Source organism: Streptomyces sp., assembly GCF_031178505.1.
Taxonomy (GTDB): domain Bacteria; phylum Actinomycetota; class Actinomycetes; order Streptomycetales; family Streptomycetaceae; genus Streptomyces; species Streptomyces gulbargensis.
In genome coordinates this window covers 1-11,696 of the sequence record NZ_JAPSIW010000142.1, presented here as the reverse complement: position 1 = coordinate 11,696, position 11,696 = coordinate 1, and the positions used below count along the sequence as shown (strand labels likewise).

10 protein-coding genes and 1 pseudogene are annotated in these 11,696 nt (G+C 74.3%); 9 read left to right on the top strand and 2 right to left on the bottom strand.

Annotated elements, in window-relative coordinates; genetic code table 11:
- Positions 1-167: pseudogene (locus RIF68_RS12850) on the top strand (sigma-70 family RNA polymerase sigma factor); the annotation flags it as partial.
- 37 nt (positions 168-204) lie between these two features.
- A complete protein-coding gene (locus RIF68_RS12845) occupies positions 205-696 on the top strand; it encodes a GNAT family N-acetyltransferase (RefSeq protein ID WP_309051338.1) in 492 nt (163 codons plus the stop codon).
- A gap of 75 nt (positions 697-771) precedes the next feature.
- Here RIF68_RS12845 and RIF68_RS12840 read toward each other — a convergent pair whose 3' ends face one another.
- Both RIF68_RS12840 and RIF68_RS12835 read right to left on the bottom strand, forming a co-directional pair.
- Complete coding sequence (locus RIF68_RS12840; RefSeq protein WP_309051337.1) at positions 772-1,203, bottom strand: hypothetical protein; 432 nt, start codon at positions 1,201-1,203, stop codon at positions 772-774.
- Positions 1,204-1,205: 2 nt separating this feature from the next.
- Positions 1,206-1,568 (bottom strand): hypothetical protein, encoded by a 363-nt coding sequence (locus tag RIF68_RS12835; protein WP_309051336.1) that lies wholly within the window; start codon positions 1,566-1,568, stop codon positions 1,206-1,208.
- Positions 1,569-2,114: 546 nt separating this feature from the next.
- Between RIF68_RS12835 and RIF68_RS12830 the strand changes: the two genes are divergently transcribed.
- The 7 genes from RIF68_RS12830 to RIF68_RS12800 all read left to right on the top strand — a co-directional run.
- Complete coding sequence (locus RIF68_RS12830; protein WP_309051335.1) at positions 2,115-3,203, top strand: ATP-binding cassette domain-containing protein; 1,089 nt, start codon at positions 2,115-2,117, stop codon at positions 3,201-3,203.
- Positions 3,200-3,868, top strand: a complete 669-nt coding sequence (locus tag RIF68_RS12825; protein ID WP_309051334.1) for a methionine ABC transporter permease — start codon at positions 3,200-3,202, stop codon at positions 3,866-3,868. The genes RIF68_RS12830 and RIF68_RS12825 overlap by 4 nt, the downstream gene beginning before the upstream one ends.
- A 91-nt stretch (positions 3,869-3,959) precedes the next feature.
- Positions 3,960-4,814 carry a MetQ/NlpA family ABC transporter substrate-binding protein gene (locus RIF68_RS12820; protein WP_309051333.1) on the top strand — a complete coding sequence of 285 codons (855 nt, stop codon included), beginning with the start codon at positions 3,960-3,962 and terminating at the stop codon, positions 4,812-4,814.
- A gap of 168 nt (positions 4,815-4,982) precedes the next feature.
- A complete protein-coding gene (locus RIF68_RS12815; protein WP_309051332.1) occupies positions 4,983-5,618 on the top strand; it encodes a GNAT family N-acetyltransferase in 636 nt (211 codons plus the stop codon).
- Positions 5,619-5,759: 141 nt separating this feature from the next.
- Positions 5,760-7,019, top strand: coding sequence for a precorrin-6y C5,15-methyltransferase (decarboxylating) subunit CbiE (cbiE, locus tag RIF68_RS12810; RefSeq protein ID WP_309051331.1), 1,260 nt, complete (start codon positions 5,760-5,762; stop codon positions 7,017-7,019).
- 307 nt (positions 7,020-7,326) lie between these two features.
- Positions 7,327-11,058, top strand: a complete 3,732-nt coding sequence (gene cobT, locus RIF68_RS12805) for a nicotinate-nucleotide--dimethylbenzimidazole phosphoribosyltransferase (protein WP_309051330.1) — start codon at positions 7,327-7,329, stop codon at positions 11,056-11,058.
- Positions 11,059-11,376: 318 nt separating this feature from the next.
- Positions 11,377-11,696 (top strand): NAD(P)-dependent oxidoreductase (locus tag RIF68_RS12800; protein WP_309051329.1); only part of this gene is annotated, 320 nt, incomplete at its 3' end.

The following is an 11,696-nucleotide window of genomic DNA, read 5'->3' as shown; positions in this document are numbered from 1 at the left end:
TGGCCGCCATGCTCGACCCCGCCGACCCCACCTACCGGGAAATCGCAGGAGCGTTGGGTATCTCACAAGGCAGTCTGGGGCCGATGCGTTCCCGTTGCCTGGGATGCCTGCGCAGAATGCTCGCCGCAGAGGTTCCCGTCCCCGGCCGGAGGGGAAGGGTGCGGTAGACCGTCGGTGGACCAGATGAGCGGGAGGCGTGCACACATGGGCATGAGTGTGACCATCTCAGCAGCGGACGCGCAGGACGCGGAGCACATCCTGAAGCTGCAGTACCTCTGCTACCAGAGCGAGGCGGAGCTGTACGGGGACTGGTCCATCGAACCGCTCACCCAGTCGCTCGACGCCCTGCGCGCCGAACTGGCCGGGGGCCACGGCCTCGTGGCCCGGCTCGGCGACGAGGTCGTCGCCTCCGTGCGGGCCTCCGCCGACGAGGACGGCACGGTACGGATCACCAACCTGATGGTCCACCCTCGGCTGCGCCGGCACGGCCTCGGCGGGCGGCTCCTCGACGCCATCGAGCAGCACTTCGCGACGACCGGCCGGCCCGAGACCCCGTCCGCCAAGCGCTTCCGGCTCGACACGGGCCACCGCGGCGAGGCCAACCTCCGGCTCTACCGCAGGAAGGGGTACGAGCAGGTCGCCACCCGCGCGCTCGGCCCCCGGATCACCCTGGTGACCCTGGAGAAGGCCGCCTGACGGACCGGTGGGCCGCCCGTCCCGTCGCGCGACGGCGGTCAGGCCCCGTGACGACGGTGCTCCCGGGTCGCCGGCTCAGGCGGCCCGGGACCGCCGCAGCCACCAGATGCCGGTCAGCGGCAGCAGCACCGGGATGAAGACGTAGCCGTAGCCGAACTCCGACCACACCGTGGAGTCCGGGAAGGCGGACGGTTCCAGCAGTGTCCAGGTCCCCACGACCAGGACACCGGCGAGCTCGGCGGCGCAGCACACCAGCGCCGCCCTGCGCGCCGTCTCGCCGCCGCGCACCAGCGTGTACGTGATGAAGACGTACACGAGCGCCGCCACCGCCGAGAGCGAGTAGGCCAGCGGGGCCTGGTCGAACTTCGCGGTGATCTCGTACACCGAGCGGGAGGCCGCGCCCACCGACATCACGCCGTACAGCCAGACCACGAGCATGCCGGGGCCCGACACCAGCCGGGTCCGCCCGCCGGCCGCCGTCTCCCGCGCTTCCCGGGTCCCGCCCATGATCAGCCCACCGTCCAGATGTCGTGGAGACGCACTTCGAGCACCGCGAGGACGACCGCGCCCGCCGCGACCGTCGCCGAGCCCCACCGGCTGCGCTCCGCGAGCGACATGAAGCCGGCCACCGGGACCGCGCACAGCGCGCCCAGCAGATAGGCGACGAAGATGGTGGTGCCCTCCTCCGCCTTCTCGCCGCGCGCCAGCTGCACGATGCCCACGATCAGCTGGGCGAGGACCAGGAGGGTCACCACGGCCATGCCGATGAAGTGCCAGTCCTTGGTCGGCTGGTCCCGGTAGGCGGCGAAGCCGCACCAGGCGGCGAGGGCGAGCGCGGCCACACAGACCGCGACCGTCAGGGCGTCGAGCATGCGCCCGAGCGTATTACGGCCGGAATGGTCCGATGCGCGCGGCCCCCGGGCCGTGGCCTTGACCACATCCGGTCCCCTCGTGGCCGGGGACGCCGGCCGGCCGCCCCGGCCCGGCGGAGCCCGTACGGGCAGGCCGTACGGGGGAGGGGCGGCGGACCGCGCGAGGAGCGCCGGCCGTCCGCAGGGCGTCTCACAGCTGTCCGTTATACGGACAGGCTGCTTCCCTTCGCAGCCGCGCATGTTTTACTTGCAGACATGACCACGACGAGCAGCCGCACCCTTGCGACCGAGGCGATCACGACGCCCGGTGCTCGTTGTATGTGTCGAATGTGCGCCTTCTGAGGGCCCCCGCCGAGCCTCGCGCCCCGAAGCGAGACCCCGACGGCCAGCCGTTCCGCCGCCCACCGGCGCGGACCGTGCCTGCCCCGCGCACCGCTGCCCCGGCCACCGCCGGAGCCGCCTCCCGTGCGCCTGCCTGTCCGAAATGACGAATGCCCCGTGCACGGCGGACCCCGCGTCGCGCACTCGACAGTGACGGAAACCCCTGTGATCACCACTTCGGGCCTGACCAAGGTCTACGAGTCGCGCGGCCGCCAGGTCACCGCTCTGGACGGCGTCGACCTCCACGTCCGCGAAGGAGAGGTCTACGGCGTCATCGGCCAGAGCGGCGCCGGCAAGTCCTCGCTCATCCGCTGCGTCAACCTCCTGGAGCGTCCCACCTCCGGCACCGTGACGGTCGACGGCGTCGACCTCACCGCCCTCGCCGGACGGAGCCGCCGCGCCGGCAAGGACCTGCGCCAGGCCCGCAGCCGCATCGGCATGGTCTTCCAGCACTTCAACCTGCTGTCCTCGCGCACGGTCAAGGACAACATCGAACTGCCCCTGGAGATCCTCGGCGTCCCCGGCGCCGAGCGCTCCCGCCGCGCCCTCGAACTCCTGGACCTCGTCGGCCTCGCCGACAAGGCCAAGGCCTACCCGGGCCAGCTCTCCGGCGGCCAGAAGCAGCGCGTTGGCATCGCCCGCGCCCTGGCCGGCAACCCGAAGGTGCTCCTCTCCGACGAGGCCACCAGCGCTCTCGACCCCGAGACCACCCGCTCCATCCTCCAGCTGCTCCGCGACCTCAACCGGCAGCTCGGCCTCACCGTCCTCCTCATCACCCACGAGATGGACGTCGTCAAGACGATCTGCGACTCGGCCGCCCTCATGCAGCGGGGCCGGATCGTGGAGTCCGGCACCGTGAGCGAACTGCTCGCCACCCCCGGCTCGCAGCTGGCGGCCGAGCTTTTCCCGGTCAGCGGCCACTCCACCGGCCCCGACCGCACGGTCGTGGACGTCACCTTCCACGGCGAGGCCGCCACCCAGCCGGTCATCTCCCAGCTGTCCCGCACCTACAACATCGACATCTCGATCCTCGGGGCGGCGATGGACACCGTGGGCGGCAGGCAGATCGGCCGGATGCGGATCGAACTGCCCGGACGGTACGAGGACAACGTCGTCCCGGTCGGCTTCCTGCGTGAGCAGGGCCTGCAGGTCGAGGTCGTCGAGGAAGAACCGGAACAGCCCGGAACGCGGGAACCGCAGGAACACGGCGCAGCCGCCGGAACGCCGCTGCTGGTCGAGGAAGGTGCCAAGTGACCTGGGAAGAGATGCGGCCCCTGCTGGAGCAGGGCACCGTCGACACCCTCTACATGGTCCTCTGGGCCACCGTCGTCACCGTGCTCGGCGGACTGCCGCTCGGCATCCTCCTCGTCCTCACCGACAAGGGCGGACTGCTGCAGAACCGGCCGGTGAACAAGATCGTCGGTGCGATCGTGAACATCGGGCGCTCCCTGCCGTTCATCATCCTGCTGATCGCCCTGATCCCCTTCACCACCTTCGTCGTCGGCACCTTCATCGGACCGACCGCGATGATCGTGCCGCTCGCCATCGGCGCCATCCCCTTCTTCGCGCGCCTCGTCGAGACGGCCGTCCGCGAGGTCGACCACGGACTCGTCGAAGCCGTCCAGGCCATGGGCGGCGGCATCCCCACCATCGTCCGCAAGGTGCTCCTGCCGCAGGCCCTGCCCTCGCTCGTCTCCGCCGTCACCACCACGGTGATCGTGCTCATCGGCTACTCGGCCATGGCCGGCGCGGTGGGCGGCGAAGGCCTCGGCTCCAAGGCCGTCACCTACGGATACCAGCGCTTCGACACCACGTTCATGCTGGTCACCGTCGTCGTCCTGGTGGTCCTCGTGACCGTCGTCCAGCTCATCGGCGACGGAGTCGTACGGCTCCTCGCCCGCCGCGGCCGCACCGCCTGACGGCGGCCGCCCACCCGCACTTCGTCCACCGAAGAACAGCCCGGACTTGTTGTCCAGGCGTCCACCGCTCCACCCGAAAGAGGCACTCTTCGTGCGTAAGAACATCAAGCTCACCGCCGGCTTCGCCGCCACCACCGCCCTCGCCCTCGGCCTCACGGCCTGCGGCACCTCCTCGGACCCGTCCTCCTCCGCGAGCGGCTCCGGCGACGCCTCGAAGGCCCTCGTCGTCGCGGCGTCCCCCACGCCGCACGGCGACATCCTCACCTTCGTCCAGAAGAACCTCGCCGAGAAGGCCGGCCTCAAGCTGGAGGTCCGCGAGTTCACGGACTACGTCCTGCCGAACACCGCCACCCAGTCCGGCCAGGTCGACGCCAACTTCTTCCAGCACAAGCCGTACCTGGACGACTTCAACCAGAAGAACAAGACCACCATCGTCCCCGTGGTCGACGTCCACCTGGAGCCGCTCGGCCTCTACTCCAAGAGCCTGAAGTCGGTGAAGGACATCAAGCCCGGCCAGACCGTCGCCGTCCCCAACGACACCACCAACGGCGGCCGCGCGCTCCAGCTCCTCGCCGACAACGGCCTGATCACCCTCAAGCCGGGCGTGGGCACCAACGCCAAGCTCTCCGACATCACCGACAAGAAGGGCCTGGAGTTCAAGGAGCTGGAGGCCGCCACCGTGCCCCGCGCCCTGAACGACGTGGACGCCGCCGTCATCAACGGCAACTACGCCATCGAGGCCGAGCTGCAGCCCGCCAAGGACGCCCTCGTCCTGGAGAAGGCCGACGGCAACCCGTACGCCAACTTCCTCGCCGTCAAGAAGGGCAACGAGAACGACGCGCGCGTGCAGAAGCTCGCGAAGCTCCTCAACTCGCCCGAGGTGAAGAAGTACATCGAGGACACCTACAAGGGATCGGTCATCCCGGCCTTCGGCGCCGCCAAGTAACGCCCGCCAGGCGGGATTCCCCGCACGAAGGCCCCGCCCGCCCCACCGGCGCGCGGGGCCTTCGGCACGGGTCCCGCCGCCCCGCACCCGGCCATGCGCACGCGCCGTCCCATGCTGCATGCTGTCCGTTCACGGTCTTTACGGACGGTCTTCGCTACGGAGCTGCGCATGACTACCACCTTTCCGGACATCTCCATCAGCACGGACCGGCTGGTGCTGCGCCCGTACGAAGAGGCCGACATCCCCGCCTTCGTCGAGATGATGAACGACGAACTCGTCGTCGCCTGGACCTCCGTTCCGCACCCCTACACCCGCTCCCACGCCGAGGACTGGGTGCGCAGGATCGCTCCTGCGCAGCGAACCGAAGGCCACGGCATCGTCTTCGCCGTCACCGAGTTCCTCACCCAGCGCCTCGTCGGCACCGTCCACCTCCACAGCACCAACTGGCGCACCAGAGCCACCGAGGTCGCGTACGTCACCGCGCCCTGGGCCCGCGGCGAGGGCTACGCCACCGAATCCGTCCTCGCCGTCGCCCAGTGGCTGTTCGGCGACCGCGGCTTCGAGCGCCTCGAACTGCGCACCGCCGCCGACAACACCGCCTCCCAGCAGGTCGCGCAGAAGATCGGCTGCATCAGCGAGGGCGTCCTGCGCAACGCCTGGATAGCGCGGAGCCAGACCGAGGCCGGCGACTGGGCCGACATCCGGACCGACCTCATCGTCTGGAGCCTCCTGCCCGAGGACCTCGACGGCGTCGCCGAGCAGATGGCCGACGCCGGCTACTCCACCTTCGCCGACTGGAGCTGATCCCCCGCCCGAGACGGCCGCCACACGCCCCGGCGGCGCGCCGGGCCCGCGCCCGTTCCGGGTACGCTCGACCCGCCCGGCACCCTTTGCGCCGCGTTCGACCTGCGACGACCCGCACACCACCCCAGGAGACAGACGACGATGGCCGACCGCGTCACCGTGATCGGCTGGGACGGCTCGCCGCTCACCTCGGCGGCCCGGTCCGCGCTCCGCGCCGCCACCCTCGTGGCCGGCGCCGCCCACCACCTGGCACTGCCCGAGGTGCCCCCCGGCGCCGAACGCGTCCGCCTCGGCAGCCTCGACCTCGCCGCCCGCCGCATCGCGGGCCACCGCGGCACCGCCGTCGTCCTCGCCGACGGCGACCCCGGATTCTTCGGCGTCGTGCGCACCCTGCGCGCGCCCGAGCACGGCCTGGAGGTGGAGGTCGTCCCCGCCGTCTCCTCCGTGGCCGCCGCGTTCGCCCGCGCCGGCATGCCCTGGGACGACGCCAAGGTCGTCGTCGCCCACCAGCGCACCCTGCGCCGCGCCGTCAACGTCTGCCGCGCCCACCCCAAGGTCGCCGTCCTCACCTCGCCCGGCGCGGGCCCCGCCGAACTCGCCCTGCTCCTCGACGGCGTCCACCGCACCTTCGTCGTCTGCGAGGAACTCGGCACCGCCCGCGAGCAGGTCTCCGTCCTCACCTCCGACAAGGCCGCCGACCACAGCTGGCGCGACCCCAACGTCGTCCTCGTCATCGGCGGCATCGCCGGCGGCGCCTCCGGAGCCGCCGGCGCCCCCTGGCTCCTCGGTGAGGACCCGGCGGCCCGTGCGGTACGGGGCTGGGGTCTGCCGGCCGAGGAGTACGGACCCGGCGGCGCCCCCCGCACCCGGGCGGGCGAGGACCCCGCCCTGCGCGCCGCCCAGCTGGCCCGCCTCGGACCCCGCACCGGCGACCTGGTCTGGGACATCGGCTGCGCCGGCGGCGGCTTCTCCGTCGAGGCGGCCCGCTTCGGCGCCGCCGTCATCGCCGTGGACCTCGACCCCGACGCCTGCGCCCGCACCGCCGCGGCAGCCCGCCGCCACGGCGTCCCCCTCCAGACCGTCCACGGCCGCGCCCCGCACGTCCTGGAGAGCCTGCCCGAGCCGGACGTCGTCCGCGTCGGGGCCGGCGGCGTCCCCGTCGTCACCGCCTGCACCGACCGGCGCCCGGAACGCATCGTCGCCCACGCCTCCACCCGCGACGAGGCCGAGTCCGCCGGCGCCGCCCTCACCGCCGGCGGCTACACCGTCGAGAGCCTCCTCCTCCAGACCGTCGGGCTCGACCCGGACGACTGGTCCGAGCGCGAGCGGTCGGTCGTCTTCCTGCTCTGCGGACGCCGCGTCGACCCGCCCGCGCACCGGGCCGGGCCGCCCCACCCGTGACCGCCCCGCCCCACCGGGCCAGGTAGGCTGGCGGATTGTTGTACCGCACCCGGACGTTCGGCGTTCTGTTCGTCAATGTCCTGAAACGCTGGCCCTTTTGGCCCGCTGATGTGGTACGGAGCAACGGGGGGGACCGCGCGACGTGGCGCAGTCCACAGCGCACCGTGGCGGATCTCCCTGCCACGATGGCCGAGGGCCGCGACAATGCTTGGGTGTCCGCGCGTCCTCCGTGCCGCGCGACGCGGACGCTCGTTCTTGTCGACGGGCGAAGGTCTGAAGGAGCACAACCGATGGGCGAGGGGTACGCATGACGGACACCGGCCAGATCCCGGGCGAGGGGCTGCCGGAGAACGCAGGCATGGTCGAGCAGCCGGGCGTTCCCGCGCCGGCTGCGTACACCTACCTGGACCCCTCCGAGCACACAGCCGAGGACGACGACCTGCTCCTGATGCCGGGTACGCAGGGAGCCTGGAGCGAACTGCCGCCGGGTGCCACGCCCGCCCCGCCGGTCGCCGTACCCCCTCCGCCCGCCGCCCCCGTGGCCCCCGGCCACGAGGCACCGCACCAGGGTGTGGCGCAGCACGCCGTCCAGGCCGCCGAGGCCCCGCAGGCCGGTGACCCGCTGACCGATCCGCTCACGGGCCCGCTGCCGGACTCCGCCGTCCTCGCCGACCAGCTCACCGCCCCCGCGGCGGCCACCCCCCCGCAGGGCGTGCCGCTCCCGCCCCAGGGAGCCGGCACTCCCGCGCACGGCACTCCCGCGCACGGCACTCCCGCGCACGGCACTCCCGCGCACGGCACTCCCGCGCACGGCACTCCCGCGCACGGCGTCCCCGCCGCGCCGCAGGAGCAGCCGGTCGTGACCGACCACGGGTACGAGCCCGGCATCCTCGACACGGGTGCCCACGAGGCCGCCGGCCGGGACACCGGCTCCGTCGACCTCGGCGGGGTCCGCGTCCCGCCGCCCGCCACCGCCCCGGGGCCGCAGCACGGCCGCCGTCCGCTGCACATGGGACCGGCCGTGCCCGAGGGCACCGGAGGCGTGGTGCGCTCCCTCGCCGACCGCGGCCCCGCCACGGCACCCGCCCCCGCGGCGCAGCCCGCGCCGGCCCCGGCGCCCGAGCCGGTCGTGGCGACGGCGCCCGCGCCCGTGCCCGTACGGAACCCGGGACCGCCCACCACGGGCCCCGAGTACTTCGACATCGCGCAGGACCAGTCGCTCGGACAGGGCCGGCAGCTCGCCCCGCAGGGCGCGGAGCCGTGGCCGGCGCAGCCCCAGGCGGCCGAGGTTCCCGCAGAAACGGTCGTTCCGCCGGCCGGCCGCTTCGTCCAGGTGGAGGGCACCGTCCCGACCGCCCCGCACCTGGCCCCGACGCCCGTCGCGGAGCCCGCCCCGGCCCCCGTCCCGCAGGAGGCGCCCGAGGACACGGCCGCCCTCCCCGCCGAGGCCCCGGAGCCCGAGCCGGCCGCTGAGCCGGTGCCCGGGGCCGCCGCCGAGCAGCCCGCCGTCGCCCAGCCGACCGTCCCCGCGCCGCGCGAGGGCGAGCCGGCCACCGCACCCGTCGCCGAAGCCGTACCGGTCGCCGTCCCGGAAGAGGCCGCCGAGGCCCCGGCCGCCGAGGCCGCTCCCGCGGAGGCCGGGCCGCTGCCCGCCGCCGAGATGCCCCGGACGGAGCCGGCCGCGGAGCCCGTGGAGGTCCGGCCCGAGCCGGAGGCGCCGGCCGAGGCCGTCGCGCCCGTGGTGCCCGCCGAGGTCCCGCAGGCCGACGAGACGGCCGTCGCCCCCGCCCCGCCCGCCGAGGCCGCCGTCCAGCCGCTCCCCGAGGAGCGGACGGCCGAGGCCCCGGCCGTCACCGAGGCCACGCCCGCCGAGGCCGCGCCTGTCACCGAGAACGCGCCCGCCGAGGCCGTGCAGGCCGAGGTCCCGGCTCCCGTCGCCCAGCCCGTCGAGCCGGCCCCTGCCGAGCCGGCCGCTCCCGCCGGGACCGTCGCCGACACCGTGGCCGAGGCCGTGCCCGCGGAGGTGACCGGCGAGCCGGAGATGCTCCCGGAGGCCGCCACGGAGGCCGGCACCCCCGAGGAGACCCCCGCGGCCGAGGCCCTACAGGCGCCGGAGTCCGCGCACCCCGCCCCCGCCGCCGAGGTCCCGCAGGCCGACGGGACGGCCGGCGTCCCCGCCGCCACGGACGAGCCCGCCGAGCCGACCGCACCGGTCGGGAGCGCGGAGCCCGTCGCGCCGGTGGAGACCGCCGAGCCCGCCGCCCAGGACGGAGAGCCGGCCGCGACCGCGCCGGCCGCCGAGGCCGGACCCCCGGCCCCCGGTTACGACGAGGCCGAGCGCGAGGCCGTCCTGCGCGTGATGCGCGAGCGCCGCGACATCCGCAACGGCTTCCGCTCCGACCCGATCCCGCACGAGGTGCTCCTCCGTGTCCTGGAGGCCGCCCACACGGCCCCCAGCGTCGGCCACTCCCAGCCGTGGGACTTCGTCGTCATCCGCTCCGCCGAGACCCGGCAGACGATGCACGAACTCGCCCAGCGGCAGCGCGAGGCGTACGCGAACTCGCTGCCGAAGGCCCGGGCCAAGCAGTTCAAGGAACTGAAGATCGAGGCCATCCTCGACACCCCGGTGAACATCGTCGTGACCGCCGACCCCACCCGGGGCGGCCGCCACACCCTGGGTCGCTACACGCAGCCGCAGATGGCCCCCTACTCCTCGGCCCTCGCCGTCGAGAACCTGTGGCTCGCCGCCCGCGCCGAGGGCCTCGGCGTCGGCTGGGTCAGCTTCTTCGACGAGCGCGAGATGGTCCGCGCCCTCGGTCTGCCCGAGCACCTCGAAGTGGTCGCGTACCTCTGCGTCGGCTACGTCGACGAGTTCCCGGCCGAGCCCGAGCTGATGCAGGCGGGCTGGTCCAAGCGCCGCCCCCTGGCCTGGGTCGTCCACGAGGAGACGTACGGCCGCCGCGCCCTGCCCGGCGAGGAGCCGCACGACCTCCTCCAGGAGACCGTCGCCAACATCCGCCCGCTGGACGCCAAGGCGCTCGGCGAGGCCTGGGAGCGGCAGAAGCGGATGACCAAGCCGGCCGGCGCGCTCGGCATGCTGGAGATCATCTCCGCCCAGCTCTCCGGTCTCTCCCGGATGTGCCCGCCGCCGATCCCCGAGCCGGCCGCCGTCGCGATCTTCGCGGGCGACCACGGCGTCCACGCCCAGGGCGTCACCCCCTGGCCGCAGGAGGTCACCGGCCAGATGGTGGCCAACTTCCTCGGCGGGGGAGCGGTCTGCAACGCCTTCGCCAACCAGGTCGGCGCCGAGGTCTGCGTCGTCGACGTCGGCGTCGCCGCCGAGCTGCCGGCCACCCCGGGGCTGCTGCCGCGCAAGGTGCGCCCCGGCACGGCCGACTTCACCACCGGCCCGGCGATGACCCGCGAGGAGGTGCTCGCCGCGGTCGAGGTCGGCATCGAGACCGCCCGCGACCTCGTCGCCGCCGGCAACAAGGCGCTCCTCACCGGTGAGATGGGCATCGCGAACACCACCGCGTCCGCCGCCCTCATCTCGGTCTACACCGGCGTGGACCCCGCCGAGGTCACCGGCCGCGGCACCGGCATCAACGACGAGACCCACGCCCGCAAGGTGGACGTGGTCCGGCGCGCGCTCGACCTGCACCAGCCGGACCCGGCCGACCCCCTCGGCGTCCTCGCCGCGGTCGGCGGCCTGGAGCACGCCGCCCTCGTCGGCCTGATCCTGGGCGCGGCCTCGCTCCGTACCCCGGTCATCCTCGACGGCGTCTCCACCGGCGCGGCGGCCCTCGTCGCCCGGGCGATCGCGCCCGAGTCGCTCGCGGCCTGCATCGCCGGCCACCGCAGCGCCGAGCCGGGCCACGTGGCGGCCCTCAACAAGCTGGGGCTGCGCCCCCTGGTCGACCTGGACCTCCGCCTCGGCGAGGGCACGGGCGCGCTGCTCGCCCTGCCGCTGGTGCAGAGCGCGGCCCGCGCGATGCACGAGGTGGCCACGTTCGACTCGGCGGGCGTCACCGAGAAGTAGGGCCTTTCCACGGCGCAGGAGCCCGACCCGGAAGCCCGGGCCGGGCTCCTGCGCCGCCCGGCCCGGGCACGTGCCGTCCGCGCCTTCGGGCGGTCCCGCCCGGCCCCAGGAGTCGTACGGCTCCGGCGCCGTACCGCCTCCCGCGCGTACCGCGCCTCCCGTACCACCGGGGCCTCCCGGCCCCGAGGGACAAGGGTCACAGCGTGCCCGGCCCCCCTCACCGATATCGTGGGCACGGGCCCACCGCCCGTCCCACCAGCCGCTTCACCGCCGCAGCGGCCCCCTCATCCGCACGCCCCTCCGAGGAGCCGCCCGCACATGGCCGAGCACGCCGAGCACCCCGCGCACGCCGAGCACCCCGCCTATCCCGTCGGCCTGCGCCTCGCGGGCCGCCGCGTCGTCGTCCTGGGCGGCGGCCAGGTCGCCCAGCGCCGGCTTCCGGCCCTCATCGCCGCCGGTGCCGACATCATCCTCGTCTCCCCGTCCGCGACCCCCTCGGTGGAGGCCATGGCCGAGGCCGGCGAGATCACCTGGGTCAAGCGGCGGTACGAGGACGGGGACCTCGCCGAGGCCTGGTACGCGCTCGTCGCCACCACCGACCCGGCCTCCAACGCCGCCGCCTCCGCCGAGGCCGAGCG